Origin of the sequence: Paraburkholderia hospita (genome assembly GCF_002902965.1) — a bacterium.
Taxonomy (GTDB): Bacteria; Pseudomonadota; Gammaproteobacteria; order Burkholderiales; family Burkholderiaceae; genus Paraburkholderia; species Paraburkholderia hospita.
Genome location: NZ_CP026105.1, coordinates 470,642 through 489,466 on the forward strand (window position 1 = coordinate 470,642; position 18,825 = coordinate 489,466).

Annotated in this window: 15 protein-coding genes; all 15 read left to right on the forward strand. The window is 62.1% G+C overall.

All coding sequences use genetic code 11. From position 1 onward, the window contains the following. Positions 1-256: 256 nt before the first annotated feature. The 15 genes from C2L64_RS02080 to C2L64_RS02155 all read left to right on the forward strand — a co-directional run bounded on the left by C2L64_RS02080 (position 257) and on the right by C2L64_RS02155 (position 18,789). Positions 257-4,336, forward strand: coding sequence for a DUF3683 domain-containing protein (locus C2L64_RS02080; protein WP_090835946.1), 4,080 nt, complete (start codon positions 257-259; stop codon positions 4,334-4,336). 33 nt (positions 4,337-4,369) lie between these two features. Continuing rightward, positions 4,370-4,798: an HIT family protein gene (locus tag C2L64_RS02085; protein WP_007579752.1), complete on the forward strand. Its 429-nt coding sequence runs from the start codon at positions 4,370-4,372 to the stop codon at positions 4,796-4,798. Between the two features lie 7 nt (positions 4,799-4,805). Further along, complete coding sequence (locus tag C2L64_RS02090; RefSeq protein WP_007579753.1) at positions 4,806-5,219, forward strand: gamma-butyrobetaine hydroxylase-like domain-containing protein; 414 nt, start codon at positions 4,806-4,808, stop codon at positions 5,217-5,219. A gap of 71 nt (positions 5,220-5,290) precedes the next feature. After that, entirely contained in the window at positions 5,291-6,022 is a 732-nt protein-coding gene (gene ubiE / locus C2L64_RS02095) for a bifunctional demethylmenaquinone methyltransferase/2-methoxy-6-polyprenyl-1,4-benzoquinol methylase UbiE (protein ID WP_007579755.1), read from the forward strand. Positions 6,023-6,060: 38 nt separating this feature from the next. Further along, a complete protein-coding gene (locus C2L64_RS02100) occupies positions 6,061-7,050 on the forward strand; it encodes a Tim44 domain-containing protein (RefSeq protein WP_090835947.1) in 990 nt (329 codons plus the stop codon). A gap of 108 nt (positions 7,051-7,158) precedes the next feature. Then, the gene (locus C2L64_RS02105) at positions 7,159-7,806 is read left to right on the forward strand and encodes a ubiquinone biosynthesis accessory factor UbiJ (RefSeq protein WP_007579760.1); all 648 of its coding nucleotides are present in this window, start codon (positions 7,159-7,161) and stop codon (positions 7,804-7,806) included. A 15-nt stretch (positions 7,807-7,821) separates the two neighbouring features. Then, positions 7,822-9,405: a ubiquinone biosynthesis regulatory protein kinase UbiB gene (gene ubiB / locus C2L64_RS02110; RefSeq protein ID WP_007579762.1), complete on the forward strand. Its 1,584-nt coding sequence runs from the start codon at positions 7,822-7,824 to the stop codon at positions 9,403-9,405. Between the two features lie 22 nt (positions 9,406-9,427). After that, positions 9,428-10,075 carry a class I SAM-dependent methyltransferase gene (locus tag C2L64_RS02115; protein ID WP_090835948.1) on the forward strand — a complete coding sequence of 216 codons (648 nt, stop codon included), beginning with the start codon at positions 9,428-9,430 and terminating at the stop codon, positions 10,073-10,075. Between the two features lie 1,169 nt (positions 10,076-11,244). Beyond that, positions 11,245-12,945 carry a group II intron reverse transcriptase/maturase gene (gene ltrA / locus C2L64_RS02125; RefSeq protein WP_090835997.1) on the forward strand — a complete coding sequence of 567 codons (1,701 nt, stop codon included), beginning with the start codon at positions 11,245-11,247 and terminating at the stop codon, positions 12,943-12,945. Positions 12,946-13,078: 133 nt separating this feature from the next. Continuing rightward, positions 13,079-13,438, forward strand: coding sequence for an FmdB family zinc ribbon protein (locus tag C2L64_RS02130; RefSeq protein ID WP_086918014.1), 360 nt, complete (start codon positions 13,079-13,081; stop codon positions 13,436-13,438). A gap of 67 nt (positions 13,439-13,505) precedes the next feature. Further along, positions 13,506-14,162, forward strand: coding sequence for a DUF502 domain-containing protein (locus C2L64_RS02135; RefSeq protein ID WP_079497998.1), 657 nt, complete (start codon positions 13,506-13,508; stop codon positions 14,160-14,162). Positions 14,163-14,234: 72 nt separating this feature from the next. Further along, entirely contained in the window at positions 14,235-16,034 is a 1,800-nt protein-coding gene (gene aspS, locus C2L64_RS02140; RefSeq protein ID WP_090835950.1) for an aspartate--tRNA ligase, read from the forward strand. 174 nt (positions 16,035-16,208) lie between these two features. Beyond that, positions 16,209-16,685, forward strand: a complete 477-nt coding sequence (nudB, locus tag C2L64_RS02145) for a dihydroneopterin triphosphate diphosphatase (RefSeq protein WP_079500071.1) — start codon at positions 16,209-16,211, stop codon at positions 16,683-16,685. Further along, positions 16,682-17,944, forward strand: a complete 1,263-nt coding sequence (gene clsB, locus C2L64_RS02150) for a cardiolipin synthase ClsB (protein ID WP_007579773.1) — start codon at positions 16,682-16,684, stop codon at positions 17,942-17,944. The genes nudB and clsB overlap by 4 nt, the downstream gene beginning before the upstream one ends. A gap of 239 nt (positions 17,945-18,183) precedes the next feature. After that, complete coding sequence (locus C2L64_RS02155) at positions 18,184-18,789, forward strand: TetR/AcrR family transcriptional regulator (protein WP_007579775.1); 606 nt, start codon at positions 18,184-18,186, stop codon at positions 18,787-18,789. The last annotated feature ends 36 nt before the right edge of the window (positions 18,790-18,825 follow it).

Below are 18,825 nucleotides of genomic sequence, written 5' to 3' on the forward strand. Positions count from 1 at the left end.
CCATTTGATGCCCGTACCGCGCGAGTCTCGTCCCGCGGCGCAGCGGCACGTGCGGCATGCACGATCGTGTAGCTGCCTCTGATCGCCGCGAGGCGACCGGCCACCCACGTTCCAGCCATATCCCCGGCGATCCCGGGCGCTGGCCTGCCGGTTGCGGCTTCGCACACTAGAAAGATTTCCAGCATTGCGCCCCACGCGCACTGTCAGCGGGCCTCAACGATGAGCGCACGCCGCTGACCTACCGAGTCGTCCAAACATGAACGCACCTCAAGTTTTCGATCCGCACGGCGCCGCCGCCAACGTCGCCGCCGACGCCGAACCGCGTCTGCGCGAAATCCCGTACAACTACACGTCGTTCTCCGACCGCGAAATCGTCATCCGTCTGCTCGGCGACGAAGCGTGGGCCGCCCTCGACGAGCTGCGCGCGGAACGCCGCACCGGCCGCTCGGCGCGCATGCTGTACGAAGTGCTCGGCGACATCTGGGTCGTACGCCGCAATCCTTACCTGCAAGACGACCTGCTCGACAACCCGAAGCGCCGCGCGCTGCTGATCGAAGCGCTGAATCACCGTCTGACCGAAATCGAAAAGCGCCGCCGCGCCGACCTCGTCGAGCACGGCGACGATGCGGGCGTCGATCGCGCGGCGCGTGTCGAAACGCTGGTCGCCGCCGCGCGCCGCGCCGTCGACGCGTTTGCGGGCGAGTTCGAGAAGATGGCCGACCTGCGCCGCCGCTCGACCAAAGTGCTGGGCCGCCAGACGCAGAAGGACAACATCCGTTTCGACGGCCTCGCGCGCGTCTCGCATGTGACGGACGCGACCGACTGGCGCGTCGAATACCCGTTCGTCGTGCTGACGCCGGACACGGAAGCCGAAATCGCCGGTCTCATCAAGGCGTGCTTCGAACTCGGTCTGACCGTGATTCCGCGCGGGGGCGGCACGGGCTACACGGGCGGCGCAGTGCCGCTTACGCCGTTTTCGGCCGTCATCAACACCGAGAAGCTCGAACAACTCGGCGCGGTCGAATTGACGGAGCTGCCCGGCGTCGCGCACAAGGTGCCGACGATCTTCTCCGGCGCAGGCGTCGTCACGCGCCGTGTGACGGAAGCGGCCGAACAGGCGGGCTATGTGTTCGCCGTCGATCCGACGTCTCTGGACGCATCGTGCATCGGCGGTAACGTCGCGATGAACGCGGGCGGCAAGAAGGCCGTGCTGTGGGGCACGGCGCTCGACAACCTCGCGTGGTGGCGCATGGTCGACCCGGAAGGGAACTGGCTCGAAGTCACGCGCCTCGATCACAACCTCGGCAAGATTCACGACATTCCCGTCGCGCGCTTCGAACTCAAGTGGTTCGATGGCGAATACGCGCCGGGCGAAAAGCTGCTGCGCACGGAAATGCTCGACATCGAAGGCCGGCGCTTTCGTAAGGAAGGTCTCGGCAAGGACGTCACGGATAAATTCCTCGCCGGTCTGCCGGGCATCCAGAAGGAAGGCTGCGATGGCCTGATCACGTCGGCGCGCTGGGTGCTGCACAAGATGCCTGCGCATACGCGCACCGTTTGCCTCGAGTTCTTCGGCCAGGCGCGCGAGGCGATTCCGAGCATCGTCGAAATCAAGGACTATCTGTTCGAAACGTCGAAGCGGGGCGGCGCGATTCTCGCGGGCCTCGAACACCTCGACGAGCGTTATCTGCGCGCTGTCGGCTACGCGACCAAGAGCAAGCGCAACTCGTTTCCGAAGATGGTGCTGATCGGCGATATCGTCGGGGATGATGCGGACGCCGTCGCGACGGCGACGTCGGAAGTGATCCGCATGGCCAACGGCAAGAGCGGCGAAGGCTTTGTCGCCGTGAGCGCCGAGGCACGCAAGCGCTTCTGGCTCGATCGCAGCCGCACGGCCGCGATCGCGAAGCACACCAACGCGTTCAAGATCAACGAAGACGTCGTGATTCCGCTCAATCGCATGGGCGAGTACACGGACGGCATCGAGCGCATCAACATCGAACTGTCGATCAAGAACAAGCTGCAACTGATCGACGCGCTCGAAGTGTTCTTCAAGAGCGGCAAGCTGCCGCTCGGCAAGAGCGACGACGCGAACGAAATTCCGAGCGCAGAATTGCTCGAAGATCGCGTGCAGCAGGCGCTCGAACTGCTCGGCCATGTGAAGAAGCGCTGGGAATTCCTGCGCGACAAGCTCGATTTGTCGTTGCGTGAAGCGCAGCACTATCTGGTGGGGCTCGGCTATGCGGGGCTCGCGGAGAAATTCGCGGATCGCGTTGACGATCAGCCGGACGCGAACGTATTCCATATCGTCCAGGACCGCACGGTGCGCGTGTCGTGGAAGCAGGAAATCCGCGCGGAACTGCGCCAGATTTTCAACGGCGGCGAGTTCAAGCCGATCCTCGACGAAGCGCAGGCTATTCATAAGAAGGTGCTGCGCGGCCGCGTGTTCGTTGCGCTCCACATGCACGCGGGCGACGGCAACGTTCATACGAACATCCCCGTCAACTCCGACAACTACGAGATGCTGCAGGACGCGCATCACGCGGTGGCGCGCATCATGAAGCTCGCGCGTTCGCTGGATGGCGTGATTTCCGGCGAGCACGGCATCGGCATCACGAAGCTCGAATTCCTCACGGAAGACGAGATCGGCGAATTCCGCGCGTACAAGCAGCGCATCGATCCGCATGGCCGCTTCAACAAGGGCAAGCTGCTCGAAGGCGCGGATTTGCGCAACGCGTACACGCCGTCGTTCGGGCTGATGGGTTATGAATCGCTGATCATGCAGCAGTCCGATATCGGCGCGATCGCCGATTCGGTGAAGGACTGCCTGCGTTGCGGCAAGTGCAAGCCCGTCTGCGCGACGCACGTGCCGCGCGCGAACCTGCTGTACAGCCCGCGCAACAAGATTCTCGCCACGTCGCTGCTGGTCGAGGCGTTCCTGTATGAAGAGCAGACGCGCCGCGGCGTGTCGATCAAGCATTGGGACGAGTTCAACGATGTCGCCGATCACTGCACCGTGTGCCACAAGTGCGTGACGCCGTGCCCGGTGAAGATCGACTTCGGCGACGTCACGATGAACATGCGCAACCTGCTGCGCAAGATGGGCAAGAAGAAGTTCAACGCGGGCAACGCGGCGGGCATGTTCTTCCTCAACGCGACCAATCCGCAGACCATCAATCTCGCGCGCACCGCGATGATGGGCGTCGGCTACAAGGCGCAGCGCCTCGGCAACGAGGTGCTGAAGAAGTTCGTCAAGAAGCAGACGGCGCATCCGCCCGCGACGACGGGCAAGCCGCCCGTGGTCGAGCAGGTGATCCACTTCGTCAACAAGAAGATGCCGGGCAACCTGCCGAAGAAAACGGCGCGCGCACTGCTCGATATCGAGGACAACAAGATCGTCCCGATCATCCGCAATCCGAAGGCCACGACCGTCGATTCGGAAGCGGTGTTCTACTTCCCCGGATGCGGTTCCGAGCGCCTGTTCTCGCAGGTCGGTCTCGCCACCCAGGCAATGCTATGGGAAGCGGGCGTGCAGACGGTGCTGCCGCCGGGTTATCTGTGCTGCGGCTACCCGCAGCGCGGCTCGGGCCAGTTCGACAAGGCCGAGCAGATCGTCACGGATAACCGTGTGCTGTTCCACCGTGTCGCGAACACGCTGAACTATCTCGACATCAAGACCGTGGTCGTGTCATGCGGCACGTGCTACGACCAGCTGGCTGGCTACGAATTCGAGAAGATCTTCCCGGGCTGCCGGATCATCGACATCCACGAATTCCTGCTGGAGAAGGGCATCAAGCTCGAGGGCGTGAAGGGCATGCGCTACATGTACCACGACCCGTGCCACACGCCGATCAAGACGATGGACCCGGTCAAGCTGGTCAACGAACTGATGGGCGCCGAGAAGAACGACGGCTACAAGATCGAGAAGAACGATCGTTGCTGTGGCGAGTCGGGCACGCTGGCAGTCACGCGTCCGGATATTTCGACGCAGGTGCGCTTCCGTAAGGAAGAGGAAATCCGCAAGGGTGCAGCGAAGCTGCGCGGCATTCCCGTTGTCGCCGATGCGGGCGCGAATGCGCAGCCGGGTTCGGTGATGAAGGCGGGTGACGGCCCGCAACCGAACGGCGTGGACGGCGCAAGCGGCGCAGCGCCCGACGTCAAGATCCTGACAAGCTGCCCGTCCTGTCTGCAAGGCCTGTCGCGCTACAACGAAGACGCGAATATCGAAGCGGACTATATCGTTGTCGAAATCGCGCGACACGTGCTCGGCGAGAACTGGATGGCCGACTATGTGCAGCGCGCGAACAATGGCGGAATCGAGCGCGTGCTGGTCTAATGGCACGATATAAGGCTCCGTTCGAGGACGACGATGGACTGTATCTTCTGCCGTGAGGACGGCGGCGATGTACTGTGGCAGGACGACACGCTGCGTGTCGTCCTCGCCGACGAACATGACTACCCCGGTTTTTGCCGCGTGATCTGGAACAGGCATGTCGCCGAGTTCTCCGATCTGGGCGACGGCGAGCGCGACCGTGTGATGCGCGCGGTGTATGCCGTCGAGCGCGCGATCCGGCGCATCCTGCAACCCGTCAAGGTGAATCTGGCGAGTCTCGGCAACCAGGTGCCGCACGTGCACTGGCATGTGATTCCCCGGTTTTCCAACGACGCGCATTTCCCGCTGCCCATCTGGGCGCCGCGCCAGCGCACGGTTTCCGAGGCGATGCTGTCGCAGCGCCGCGCGCAGGCCACGTTGCTGCGCGAAGCGGTACGCGGCGAAATCGAACACGCTCTCGCCTGAGGTCATCATGAGTGGATTGAAACCCGACACGCCGGTGCCCGCCGGCGTCGTCGTTCATGCCGTGTCGCGCGTGCTCGAATTGCAGTACGCGGACGGCAAGAGTTACCGCGTGCCGTTCGAGCTGATGCGCGTCTATTCGCCGTCGGCGGAAGTGCGCGGCCACGGCCCGGGTCAGGAAACGTTGCAGACAGGCAAGCGCGAAGTGTCGATCACGGCGCTAGAAGGCGTCGGCAACTATGCGCTGCAGCCGACTTTCTCCGACGGCCATAACACGGGCATCTATTCGTGGGACCTGCTGTGGGACCTCGCGACCCGGCAGGACGAACTCTGGGCCGACTATTTCGACAAACTTAAGGCGGCAGGCGTCGACCGGGACGCGCCGATGCCCGTATCCGGCCCTGCGCACGGCCACAGACACTGATACGATGCCCGCCTTCCCGTCGCTTGATGCGGCGCAACAATTTCATAGAATACGCGAAAGGACGAAGCGCGATGACCAAAACCCACTTCGGCTATCAGACAGTCGACGAACAGGAAAAAGCGAAGAAAGTGGCCGGCGTGTTCCACTCGGTCGCCTCCAACTATGACCTGATGAACGACCTGATGTCGGGCGGGATGCACCGCGCGTGGAAGGCATTCACGATCGCGCAGGCCAATGTGCGGCCCGGCTACCGGGTGCTCGACATCGCGGGCGGCACGGGCGATCTGTCGAAGACCTTCGCGAAGCAGGCGGGCGAGACGGGCGAAGTGTGGCACACGGACATCAACGAATCGATGCTGCGCGTGGGCCGTGACCGCCTGATCGACAAGGGCATCATCACCCCGACGCTGCTCTGCGACGCCGAAAAAATCCCCTTTCCGGACAACTACTTCGACGTGGTGACGGTGGCATTCGGCTTGCGCAATATGACGCACAAGGACGCCGCGCTTGCGGAAATGCGCCGTGTGTTGAAACCGGCCGGGCGCGTGCTCGTGCTGGAGTTCTCGAAAGTGTGGGACCCACTCAAGAAGGCGTACGACGTCTATTCTTTTAAGGTGCTGCCGTGGCTCGGCGAGCGCTTCGCGAAGGACGCCGAGAGCTACCGCTACCTGGCTGAATCGATCCGTATGCATCCGGATCAGGAAACTTTGAAGACGATCATGGAACAAGCAGGCCTTGAAGCCGTCAAATATTACAATTTGTCAGCTGGCGTGGTAGCCTTACATGTGGGGACGAAATACTAATGTCCCTAACTTCTCGTTTTTAAAAGGAAATTGCAGAAATGTCTGATTCGAATCTGTCGTCTCGTTGTAAGGTTAAGGGGGCATGGGCGAGGAGAATCGGACTGATCGCGATGGTCGGCCTGATTTCGATCGGCACGCTGGCCTCGCTCGACGCCGAAGCGAAACGCATGGGCGGCGGCCGCAGTATCGGGCGTCAGTCGAACATCACCCAGCCGTCACAGCAGTCGGCGCCTTCGCAGTCGCCGGGCGCGCCGTCGCAGGCGATGCAGCAGCAGCGTCCCGCCACGCCGCCGCCCACGCCGGCCGCGCAGCCTAACCGCTCGCGCTGGCTCGGGCCGATCGCCGGTCTCGCGGCGGGTCTCGGCATTGCGGCGCTGCTGTCGCACTTCGGTCTTGGCGAAGCGTTCGCCGGCATGATGTCGAACCTGATCGTGATCGCGCTGATCGCGTTTGTCGCCGTCTGGCTGATCCGCAAGTTCCTCGGCCGCAAGCGCGACGCGCAGACGCCGGCGTACGCGGGCGGCGCGCCGACGCTGAACGCGGGCGGCACGGGTTACGCGCAGGAGCCGCGCTACACGGCGCCGCCGGCTGGTTCGTACCTCGGGCCGCAAGGCAACCCGCTGACGACGCCTGAAGTCGCAGCCGCGCCGGTTGTTCCGGCAGGCTTCGATACGGAAGCGTTCCTGCGCAACTCGAAGGTCTACTTCGTGCGTCTGCAGGCTGCGTGGGACGCGGGCAACATGGACGACATCCGCGAGTTCACGACACCCGAAATGTTCGCCGAAGTGAAGGTCGACCTGAGCTCGCGCGGCGCCGAAAAGAACCAGACGGACGTCGTGAAGCTGGACGCCGATCTGCTGGGCGTCGAAGATCGCGGCAGCGAATATCTCGCGAGCGTGCGCTTCCACGGCCTGATCCGCGAAACGTCGGGCAGTGCGGCGGAGTCGTTCGAGGAAATCTGGAATCTGTCGAAGCGCAACGGCGAAGGCTGGTTGCTCGCAGGCATCCAGCAAGCGAATCATCACTGATCCCGTAAAGGATTAGCCGTTCGGCAGAGCCAGGCTCGAAGCGAACGGACGTTACAATGGGAACCCGCGTCGGCAGTCGCCGGCGCGGGTTTTCTCTTTCCACTGCCGATGACCCTTGCCGCCAAGCCCTTCGCTGCTGCCGTCAACCATCTGCTCGCTCGCGAAACGTGGGCGCGCGAACGTCTCACCCCGTACGCCGGCAAGATTGCGCGGCTGTCCTGTCCTCCCGTCACACTGATCCTGCTGGTGCAGCCGGACGGCTATCTGAGCGCCGTCGACGAAAGCGAAGCGCACAACACATTCGACGTCACCGTCTCCGTGCCGCCGGACGCCGTCCCCGTATTCCTGCAAGGCGGCCAGGCGGCCGTGATGAAGCACGTGAAGATCGAAGGCGACGCCGAGTTCGCCACGGTCATCGCAAAGCTCGCCGAGCATCTGCGCTGGGAGCCGGAAGAGGATCTGGCGAAGCTGATCGGCGACGGGCCAGCGTGGCGGATCGCGTCGGTGGCGCGCACGGTCGGCGATCATGCGCTGCGCACGGGCCGTAATCTGGTCGAATCGGTAGCCGAATATCTGTTGGACGAAAACCCGCAGCTCGTGCGCCGCACCGCGCTCGACGACTTCAACGTCGAGCTGGCGCGCGCCCGCGACGCGCTCGCGCGCGTCGAAAAGCGCATCGAGCGTCTCGAACAGAAGGTCGAAGCCCGCGGCGCCAATGCGCCGGGCGGCGCCGCCACGTCGCGCGGCACGCGCTAGTCACCGGGCTCAACCATGCGTTTTCTGCGTTTCCTCAAGATTTTCTTTACCGTCATCCGCTTCGGGCTGGACGAGATGATGCTGAGCCGCATCAACGACCGCCGCGTGCGGATGTTGCTGCGTATCACCACGATCGGCCGGAAGTTCGACCAGCCGCCGGGCGTGCGGCTGCGTCTTGCGCTCGAAAGTCTCGGGCCGATTTTCGTGAAGTTCGGCCAGGTGCTGTCAACGCGCCGCGACCTCCTGCGTCCCGACATCGCCAGCGAGCTTGCCAAGCTGCAGGACCAGGTGCCGCCGTTCGATTCGGCGGTGGCGATCGCGATCATCGAAAAGTCGCTCGGCGCGCCCGTCGATACGATCTTCGACGACTTCGAGCGCGTACCCGTGGCGAGCGCGTCGATTGCGCAGGTTCACTTCGCGACCTTGAAGACGGGCCAGCACGCCGGTAAGCAGGTCGCCGTGAAGGTGCTGCGGCCGAACATGCTGCCTGTGATCGATTCCGATCTCGCGCTGCTGCGCGACATCGCCGTGTGGGCGGAGCGTCTGTGGGCGGACGGCAAGCGCCTGAAGCCGCGCGAAGTGGTCGCGGAATTCGACAAGTATCTGCACGACGAGCTCGACCTGATGCGCGAAGCCGCGAACGGCAGCCAGCTGCGGCGTAACTTCGCGGGCCTCGATCTGCTGCTCGTGCCGGAGATGTACTGGGAGTACTGCACGGCGAACGTGCTCGTGATGGAACGGATGGTCGGCGTGCCGATCAGCCAGGTCGATACGCTGCGGGCGGCGGGCGTCGATATTCCGAAGCTCGCGCGCGAGGGCGTCGAGATTTTCTTCACGCAGGTGTTCCGCGACGGCTTTTTCCACGCGGACATGCACCCAGGCAACATTCAGGTCAGTCTCGATCCGGTGCACTTCGGCCGGTATATCGCGCTGGATTTCGGCATCATCGGCGCGCTGTCGGACTTCGATAAGAACTATCTCGCGCAGAACTTTCTCGCGTTCTTCAAGCGTGACTATCACCGCGTTGCGACGCTGCATCTGGAGTCTGGCTGGGTGCCGCCCACGACGCGCGTCGAAGAACTGGAAAGCGCGATCCGCGCGGTCTGCGAGCCGTATTTCGATCGCGCGCTGAAAGACATTTCTCTTGGCCAGGTGCTGATGCGGCTCTTCTCGACGTCGCGCCGCTTCAACGTGGAAATCCAGCCGCAACTCGTGCTGCTGCAGAAGACGATGCTGAACGTCGAAGGGCTGGGCCGTTCACTCGATCCCGAACTCGACTTGTGGAAGACCGCGAAGCCGTATCTGGAACGCTGGATGAACGAGCAGATCGGCGCGAAAGGCTGGTACGAGCGGCTGAAGATCGAGGCGCCGCAGTGGAGCAAGACGCTGCCGCAACTGCCGCGGCTGATCCATCACATGCTGGCGCAGCGTCACGACGCGCAGCAGCGTGGTATCAACGACGAAACCATCCGCCAGATTCTGCTGGAGCAAAAGCGCACGAACCGGCTGCTGCAAGGTCTGCTGATGTTCGGCGTGGCCGTGGGCGTCGGTGCCGTGCTGGCGCGCGCATGGCTCGCCATCGCTTACGGCGGCTATTGAACACGTTTCACGAGATCTATCGATGAGCGATCCCAAGCCGAATGTTTCTCCCGCGCCGCCAGCTTTCGAAAGCCGCGATCCGAACGCGCCCGGCTTCTGGGACGAACGCTTCGAACGCGGTTTCACGCCGTGGGATCAGGCGGGCGTGCCGTCGGCGTTCAAGGCGTTCGTCGAGCGGCACGCGCCGATGCCGGTGCTCATCCCCGGCTGCGGCAGCGCGTACGAAGCGTGGTGGCTCGCCGAGAAAGGCTGGACGCTTCGGGCGATCGACTTTGCGGCCCATGCTGTCGAAGCCGCGCGCGCTCAACTAGGCGCGCATGCGAGCCTCGTCGAACAAGCGGATTTCTTCACGTACACGCCGCCATTCGAGCCGGGCTGGATCTACGAGCGGGCATTTTTGTGCGCGCTCCCGCCGTCGCGGCGCGGGGACTGGCTGGCGCGCATGGCTGAACTCTTGCCCGCGGGCGGATTGCTCGCTGGCTTCTTTTTCATCGGCGAGGGCTCGCCGAAAGGCTCGCCAAAAGGCCCGCCGTTCATCATCGAGCGCGCCGAACTCGACGCGCTGCTGTCGGCCCATTTCGAGTTGCTGGAAGACGAACCCGTCGACGACTCGATCCCCGTCTTCGCCGGACGCGAGCGCTGGCTGACCTTGCGTCGGCGCGGTGCATAGACGCGGCAAGGGCTTGATTCCCGACTCCGCCGACCTCATCTAAAGTGTGGCGGCTGCGTCGGCCGTTCCACCCCGAATTCCGGGGCGTGCCATTGTTTGCGGCTATAATTCAAGGCTTTGGTGCGACACGCACGCTCGTGTCCGTCCGCCCCACGCTACGGGGCATCGACTGAAGTACCTTATTGAGGGTTATTGAGGAAACTCACCATGCCCTCCATCGGTGGCCTCTTATGTGGGCTACCACTTTGAGAAGTAGATGTGCCCCACCGGGCACACCGTTGTAGTGGAATCGGAAACCGGAGCTATCAGCCGGTAACCTCGTTACATTGACCTGATTACCGTCAGGTCCCGCCCAGTCAGCGGCCTCACCTCCGCCGACAGGGCGGGGTGTCGTTTGTAATGCCAGAACCTTTGGGTCTGGGGTTCGCTGGAAGACACGAGCGGAAGCTCGGTGTGTCATTGTTCGGCCTCACCGGAACATCGGTGAGTGTAGAGAACCTGCTGTACGACCAGCAGTAACCTAAGAGGACATGCGTCACTGGTAACGGTGGGGTGTGAAGCTTCTCTGACAATAGGTCCCGGTATCTCAGGGGCTGCTGGCTGTGAGGCCTGTAGCTGATGCTCCTTAGCAGCAAGGGGGTTGAGACCTTAGGTTGGCTGACAAGGTTAACGTAAGTGAACTGCTGATAAACCTCGTAAGAATTGCGGTGCCAAAAGCTGCTGATAGGCACTAACCAAAAGGTACGTGGCTGGATAACTCGCTCAAAGCTCGGGTTACGTCGTCATCGAGCCACCGGGGGAGAGGCAGAACCTAAATCAGTCGTGTGACATGCCGGGAACGTGGTAAGCCCGTATGGTTGCCTGCGGAAAATCGCAGGCAGGCGGACCGTGAGGAACGCTGTCGACCGTGCGGGTATGGGAGGACGGAAAAAGCGAAGGCCGGGCTGTAACGGTCCGGATAGGGGTTGAGACATCACCCTACGCGAAAGCGTGCAGACTTCCGTCTGGTCTACCGTCGCAAGACGGCTGACTACCCTCTAGCGGAAATAGTGATTGCTGACGAGCTTTTGGTAGTCAGTGTTGTTCTTACCCCGTTGCGGGAGCAAAAGCTCCCGCAAGGGACGCGTTGCTCTCTGCTCGGGATTCACTTCTTAAAGCGGGAGAGCAGCATGAGAGTATCTGTCCGAAAGGATGGGTCTGCGCTCTCACACGCGCCGACCAACTGGTACGCCGTAGATTGGCGTCGGGTTGAGCGGAACGTGAGAGGGATGCAGATTCGAATTGCGAAGGCGACGCGGGATGGCAACTGGCGCAGGGTGAAATCCCTGCAACGGATGTTGACCCGCACGTTGTCCGCAAAGCTGTATGCGGTGCGACGTGTTACGCAGAATCAAGGTGCGCGAACGGCTGGAGTCGATCGTGAACTGTGGGATTCGCCTGAGAGTCGATGGGAAGCCGTCGGCAGGTTGAAGCGGCATGGATACAAGCCTCTGCCCTTACGGAGAGTCTTTATCCCCAAGGCTAATGGGAAGGAACGCCCTCTGGGCATTCCGACCATGCGGGACAGGGCGATGCAAGCCTTGTATCTGTTAGCTCTGGAGCCGGTGTCGGAATCGACGAGTGATCCGAATTCATATGGATTCAGGGTGAACCGTTCGACCGCCGATGCCATGGCCCAAATCCGCGTCTGCATGTCCCAAGAGGCCTCGGCCCGCTGGGTACTGGAAGCGGATATCAAGGGCTGCTTCGACCATATCAACCACGACTGGCTGGTACGCCATGTCCGCATGGACAGGGAGATCCTCCGGAAGTGGTTGAAGGCTGGCCTGATTTACAAGGGTCAGCTACAGGCGACTGAGGCCGGTACGCCGCAGGGAGGGATCATCTCCCCGACGTTGGCCAACGTGACGCTGAACGGGTTAGAGACGGAACTAATGGTGCATCTCGGTGCGACGTTAGGAAAGACGAAGGCTCGGAAGCTAAAAGTGAATGTGGTGCGGTACGCGGATGACTTTGTGATCACAGGCGACTCGAAAGAGCTTCTGGAAAATGAGGTCAGACCTTGGGTGGAAACATTCCTCGCTACGCGAGGTCTGCGACTGTCGGAGGAAAAAACGCGGATCACTCATATTGACGAAGGCTTCGATTTCCTGGGGTGGAATTTCCGGAAGTACTCGGGGACGCTGCTCATAAAACCAAGCCGGAAGAACGTGCAAACGTTCTATCGCAAGGTGGCGGAAACGATCAGTGGCAACAAAACGGTGAAACAGGAGGACTTGATCCGTCTGTTGAACCCCATGTTGCGAGGGTGGGCGCTGTACCACCGCCCGGTCACGGCCAAGAAGGCATACAGCCGCATGGAGTATCTGATTTTTGGGAGACTCTGGCGGTGGTCGAAGAGGCGACATCCGCAGAAGAAGACCGATTGGGTGAATGCGAAGTACTTTCATGCGATCGGTGGCCGTCGGCGGGTTTTTGCTTGTCCTAGAGCACGAAAAGACGGTACTACGGGCTTGTTTGAGCTGTACAACATGAGTGGTACGGTCATCAAACGACATCGGAAGATCAGTGGGGATTACAACCCATTTGATCCGACGTGGGAGGTGTATGGCGAGCGGTTGCGACAAGAGCGCATGTGGGAATCGATGCGTTACCGGAAGCAATGGGCGACGCTGTACATGTCACAGGGCGGATTGTGCGCGCACTGTGGCAATGCCCTGACGGACGATACGGGCTGGCATGACCATCATCTGGAATATCGGATGCATGGTGGGTCGGACGCTCTGTCCAATCGGGTGCTACTCCATCCCTACTGCCACCAGCAGGTCCACGCGACGGGTGCTGTTGTAACTAAGCCGGTCCTGCACTAGCAGGACTTTGTTTTTGTAGGCTCGAGCTGTATGCGGGGAAACTCGCACGTACAGTTCCTAGGGGGCCCCTTTTCCGCGAGGAAAGGGGGCTACCCTACCAAGCGTTCAAAGAGTTTTCAGTAGGGACAAGGTCATGCCGATCTACGCTTATCGTTGCGAGTCATGCGGCTTCGCGAAGGACGTGCTCCAGAAAATGAGCGACGCCCCGTTGACGCAATGCCCGGAGTGCGGAACCGATGCTTTCCGCAAACAGGTCACCGCCGCCGGCTTCCAGCTGAAGGGTTCGGGCTGGTACGTCACGGACTTCCGCGGCGGCAATTCGGGCAACAAGTCGGGCGACGCTGCCAGCAATGCCCCGGACGCGTCGGCGTCCAAAACGGACAGCAAGCCGGAGGCGACGGGTTCGTCCGACAGCGCAGCCTCCACGACTACGCCGGCTGCCGCGCCGACACCGGCAGCGGCGCCCGCTCCCGCGAGCGGCTCGGGCACCTAGCAGTTTCGCCACCTCAGGGTGACGTAGACGCCGCGCAATGCAGTCGCGCGGATTTCTGGCGGTATACATGACGACGAAAAAGACGACGCTCAAATCGGTGTTCCTGACTGGCCTGCTGGTGCTGGTGCCTCTTGCCATCACGCTGTGGGTGCTCGGCCTGATCATCGGCACGATGGATCAGACGCTGCTGCTGCTGCCCCGTTCGTGGCAACCGGAGCGGATGCTCGGCTTCCGCCTGCCGGGTCTCGGCGCCGTGTTGACGCTCGCTTTCATTTTTGTTGTCGGTCTATTGACGCAGAACTTCGTCGGGCAGAAGCTGGTCGGCTGGTGGGAACTGATCGTCGCGCGCATTCCCGTCGTCGGCCCGATCTACACCAGCGTCAAGCAGGTGTCCGACACGCTGCTGTCGTCGAGCGGTAATGCGTTTCGCAAGGCGCTGCTGATCGAATACCCGCGTAAAGGCTCCTACACCATCGGGTTTCTGACGGGCATCCCCGGCGGCGACGTCGTCAACCATCTCAAGGAAGAGCACGTCAGCGTGTATGTGCCGACCACGCCGAACCCGACGTCCGGCTTCTTCCTGATGGTGCCGAAAAGCGAAGTGATCGAGCTCGACATGAGCGTCGACGCCGCACTCAAGTACATCGTCTCGATGGGCGTCGTTGCTCCGCCCGCGAATCAGCCGGCGCCGGAGCGCCGCACGACCGTCGAGCCACCGCTGTAATGCCGGTTCGCGCCGCCGGCCATGCCGTGCGGCGCGCGCCGTTCAACCAATGCAAAACGAAAGACAAACATCATGTCGATGAGATCTGAATACTGCGGTCTGGTGACCGAACACCTGCTGGGTCAAACTGTGTCGCTGTGCGGCTGGGTGAGCCGGCGCCGCGACCATGGCGGCGTTATCTTCATCGACCTGCGCGACCGCGAAGGCCTCGTTCAGGTCGTCTGCGACCCGGACCGCGCTGAGATGTTCAAGACGGCCGAAGGCGTGCGCAACGAATTCTGCGTCCAGGTGAAGGGCGTCGTGCGCAACCGTCCGGAAGGCACGACCAACGCCAGCCTGACGAGCGGCAAGATCGAAGTGCTGTGCCACGAGCTGAACGTGCTGAACGCGTCGGTCACGCCGCCGTTCCAGCTCGACGACGACAACCTGTCGGAAACCACGCGCCTCACGCACCGCGTGCTGGACCTGCGTCGTCCGCAGATGCAACACAACCTGCGCCTGCGTTATCGCGTGACGATGGAAGTGCGCAAGTACCTGGATTCGCGCGGCTTCATCGACATCGAAACGCCGATGCTGACCAAGAGCACGCCGGAAGGCGCGCGCGACTACCTCGTGCCGTCGCGTACCAACCCGGGCCAGTTCTTCGCTCTGCCGCAGTCGCCGCAGCTGTTCAAGCAGCTGTTGATGGTCGCGAACTTCGACCGTTACTACCAGATCGTCAAGTGCTTCCGCGACGAAGACCTGCGCGCCGACCGTCAGCCGGAATTCACGCAGATCGACTGCGAAACGTCGTTCCTGGGCGAGCAGGAAATCCGTGATCTGTTCGAAGACATGACGCGTCATGTGTTCAAGGAAACGATCGGCGTCGAACTGGACGCGAAGTTCGCCGTGATGCCGTACTCGGAAGCGATGCGCCGTTTCGGTTCGGACAAGCCGGACCTGCGCGTCAAGCTCGAGTTCACCGAACTGACGGACGCAATGAAGGACGTCGACTTCAAGGTGTTCAGCACGCCCGCGAACACGAAGGACGGCCGCGTCGCGGCGCTGCGCGTGCCGAAGGGCAGCGAGCTGTCGCGTGGCGACATTGACAGCTACACGGAATTCGTGCGTATCTACGGCGCGAAGGGTCTGGCGTGGATCAAGATCAACGAAGTGGCGAAGGGCCGTGACGGCCTGCAAAGCCCGATCGTCAAGAACCTGCACGATGCGGCCATCTCGGCGATCATCGAGCGCACGGGCGCGCAGGACGGCGACATCATTTTCTTCGCGGCGGATCGTGCGAAGGTCGTCAACGACAGCCTCGGCGCGCTGCGTCTGAAGATCGGCCATTCGGAGTTCGGCAAGGCCAACGGTCTGGTCGAGAAGGGCTGGAAGCCGCTGTGGGTCGTCGATTTCCCGATGTTCGAATACGACGAGGAAGAAAACCGCTACGTCGCCGCGCACCATCCGTTCACGAGCCCGAAGGACGAGCACCTCGAGTATCTGGAAACGGACCCGGGCCGCTGCCTCGCAAAGGCTTATGACATCGTGCTGAACGGTTGGGAAATCGGCGGCGGTTCGGTGCGTATCTTCCAGGAAGACGTGCAGAGCAAGGTGTTCCGCGCGCTGAAGATCGGCGCGGAAGAAGCGCGTCTGAAGTTCGGCTTCCTGCTGGACGCGCTGCAGTACGGCGCGCCGCCGCACGGCGGTATCGCGTTCGGTCTGGACCGCATCGTCACGATGATGGCGGGCGCAGACTCGATCCGTGACGTGATCGCGTTCCCGAAGACGCAGCGCGCGCAGGATCTGCTCACGCAGGCGCCGAGCGAAGTCGACGAGCGTCAGTTGCGCGAACTGCACATCCGCCTGCGTCAGCCCGAGCAGAAAGCGTAAATGTGACCGTTTGCGCGGTTGCGTCGTTAAAACAACGACGTGCCCGCGAAACCACTAGCGAAAAAGGCGCGTTATGCGCCTTTTTCGCTTTTTGCGTTACAGTCGTTGTAAGCTCTGCCGTCCGACATGCAATCGCGCGGTCCAGTCAGTAAAACCGCGCCCCGCTTTATCACCATGCCGAAACCGCCGAAGATTCCGGAATCCGTACTCGTCGTCATTCATACGCCCGATCTCGACGTGCTGCTCATCGAACGAGCCGACCGGGAGGCGTTCTGGCAATCCGTGACGGGTTCGAAGGATCACATCGACGAACCGATCGGCGAGACGGCTATCCGCGAAGTGGCGGAAGAGACGGGCATCGTGATTGGCGGCGAGGTCGTGCCGCGTGAGGCGCTCGTCGACTGGCATCACCATATCGACTTCGAAATTTTCCCGACCTGGCGTCACCGTTATGCGGAAGGCGTCACGCTCAACACCGAGCACTGGTTCAGCCTGCAGGTGCCGCAGCGTCTCGAAGTGACGCTGGCGCCGCTCGAGCACACCGCGCATCTGTGGCTGCCCTGGCAAGAGGCGGCCGAGCGCTGCTTCTCGTGGTCCAACCGCGACGCGATCCTGCAACTGCCGCAACGCGTGAAGGAGCGTTGCCGATGAGCGGCGGCGACGGCCGCCGCTTCGACCGGCTGACACAGCATTTGCCCGGCCGGCGCTACTGGTCCAGGTATCGCTTTTGTTCCGGCAACTCGGTGCGCCTGTTCACGGCGGGCGAGACGTACTTTGCTGCGCTGATCGAACGGATCGACGCGGCGAAAAGCAACGTCGCGCTGGAAACCTACATCTTTTGCGACGACGCCTCCGGCCGTCCCGTCTCCGACGCGCTGGTCCGCGCCGCCACGCGCGGCGTGCGCGTGCGCGTGATCACCGACGGTGTCGGCACCGAACGCCTGCCGATGTTCAACGACTGGCAGGCCGCGGGCATCGAGCATCGCATCTATAACCCGCATATCTTCGGGCGATTCGGCTTCTCGCGTACGCACCGCAAGCTCGCCGTCGTCGACGACGAATTCGGGTATTGCGGCGGCATCAATGTCGTCGACGACTACGATCAGAACGGCACGCGTCTGCCTTACGCGCGCTGGGACTTCGCCGTCGAGCTGGAAGGCCCCGTCGTGGCCGACGTGCTCGAAGCCTTCGACGTGCAGTGGGAGCGCATCCGCATCGGCCATCGTCCGGCGCTCGTGCCGCCGCCCGTCGGTGGCGCGACGCCTCAGGCCGCGACTGAACGCTTCGTGCGCGTGCGCCGCAGCGCCCGTACGGCCGACATGCGCGCGATGGCCGAGCCGTGCGTCGCGTTCGTCGCACGCGACAACTTCGTCAACCGGCGCGCAATCGAAAAGGCGTATCTCACCGCGATCGGACAGGCGCGCTCCGAAGTGCTGCTGGCCAATCCGTACTTCATGCCCGGACGCAAGCTGCGGCGCGCGCTGATCTACGCGGCGCAACGCGGCATCGACGTGCGTCTCGTGATCGGCAGGAAGGAATTCGCGATGCTCGATTACGCGGTGCCGTTCCTGTATCGGACGTTGCTGAAGGCGGGCGTGAAGATCGCCGAATACGAAAAGACGATGCTGCACGGCAAGGTCGCCGTGGTCGATTCGAACTGGGGCACGGTCGGCTCGTCGAATCTCGACGCGCTGAGCCTGATGCTGAACAACGAGGCGAACGTCGTGCTCGTGCTGCACCCTGAGATCGACCAGTTGCGCACCGCGATCGTCGCCGCGTTCGACGAGGGGCGCCGCATCGACGAGAAGCACTATGCGGCGCGTCCCGCCGGCGAGCGTCTGCTGAACTGGTTTGCGTACAACACCTACCGGCTCGCGATGAAGCTGCTGACGGTGGGCGGCTACGATTAAGAGGCGATACAGAAAAAGGCAGACAAAAGCCTATTCATAATAATCAATAATCGGAGACATCTCAGATCAGTTCTGGCAAATGATTCTAAAAATTCCGCATCCTCTTATAGGCGAATGACGGAAAATCAGAACGTGTTAGAAACCCGTTTCTAATAAAGTCCTTGTCTCGCGGACGGTCGCCCACAATAATGGTACGACCGTTCGATTTTTCTTTCGGTCAAATCAGACGGTACACAGCTATGCGAAAAGGCGAACAAACGCGAGCCGCGATTCTCGATGCAGCACTTGATCTGGCAAGCCGCGACGGACTGGAAGGTCTGACGATCGGTCTGCTTGCCGAGCGCATGCAGATGAGCAAGAGCGGAGTGTTCGCGCATTTCGGGTCGCGCGAAGACCTGCAGGTCGAAGTGGTGCGCGAATATCACCGTCGTTTCGAGGACGAGGTGTTTTTCCCGAGTCTGCGCGAACCCCGAGGCTTGCCGCGCTTGCGCGCGATGATCTCGCGCTGGATCGAGAAGCGCATCCAGGAAGTGACGACTGGGTGTATCTACATCAGCGGCGCGGTCGAGTATGACGATCGCGCGGACAGCGCGGTGCGCGAGCAACTGGTCGCGAGCGTCACGATGTGGCGCGCGGCGCTTACGCGAGCCATTTCGCAGGCAATGGACGAAGGGCATCTGCGCGCGGACACCGATCCGCAACTGATGCTTTTCGAACTGTATAGCTTCACGCTCGGCTTGCATCATGACGCACGCTTCCTGCATCTGCCCGATGCCGTGCGCCTGACGTGGGCCGCGCTGGAAAAACTGATTGTTTCGTATCAGAGCGAGAGCGCAAGCCGCTAGCGGAGCTGGGTGGGTCCTCATCGGATGGATCCAGAC

Coding starts and splice junctions, on each gene's coding strand:
- C2L64_RS02080 (WP_090835946.1), top strand. CDS start 257: ATGAACGCACCTCAAGTTTTCGATCCGCACGGCGCCGCCGCCAACGTC.
- C2L64_RS02085 (WP_007579752.1), top strand. CDS start 4,370: ATGGACTGTATCTTCTGCCGTGAGGACGGCGGCGATGTACTGTGGCAG.
- C2L64_RS02090 (WP_007579753.1), top strand. CDS start 4,806: ATGAGTGGATTGAAACCCGACACGCCGGTGCCCGCCGGCGTCGTCGTT.
- ubiE (WP_007579755.1), top strand. CDS start 5,291: ATGACCAAAACCCACTTCGGCTATCAGACAGTCGACGAACAGGAAAAA.
- C2L64_RS02100 (WP_090835947.1), top strand. CDS start 6,061: ATGTCTGATTCGAATCTGTCGTCTCGTTGTAAGGTTAAGGGGGCATGG.
- C2L64_RS02105 (WP_007579760.1), top strand. CDS start 7,159: ATGACCCTTGCCGCCAAGCCCTTCGCTGCTGCCGTCAACCATCTGCTC.
- ubiB (WP_007579762.1), top strand. CDS start 7,822: ATGCGTTTTCTGCGTTTCCTCAAGATTTTCTTTACCGTCATCCGCTTC.
- C2L64_RS02115 (WP_090835948.1), top strand. CDS start 9,428: ATGAGCGATCCCAAGCCGAATGTTTCTCCCGCGCCGCCAGCTTTCGAA.
- ltrA (WP_090835997.1), top strand. CDS start 11,245: ATGAGAGTATCTGTCCGAAAGGATGGGTCTGCGCTCTCACACGCGCCG.
- C2L64_RS02130 (WP_086918014.1), top strand. CDS start 13,079: ATGCCGATCTACGCTTATCGTTGCGAGTCATGCGGCTTCGCGAAGGAC.
- C2L64_RS02135 (WP_079497998.1), top strand. CDS start 13,506: ATGACGACGAAAAAGACGACGCTCAAATCGGTGTTCCTGACTGGCCTG.
- aspS (WP_090835950.1), top strand. CDS start 14,235: ATGTCGATGAGATCTGAATACTGCGGTCTGGTGACCGAACACCTGCTG.
- nudB (WP_079500071.1), top strand. CDS start 16,209: ATGCCGAAACCGCCGAAGATTCCGGAATCCGTACTCGTCGTCATTCAT.
- clsB (WP_007579773.1), top strand. CDS start 16,682: ATGAGCGGCGGCGACGGCCGCCGCTTCGACCGGCTGACACAGCATTTG.
- C2L64_RS02155 (WP_007579775.1), top strand. CDS start 18,184: ATGCGAAAAGGCGAACAAACGCGAGCCGCGATTCTCGATGCAGCACTT.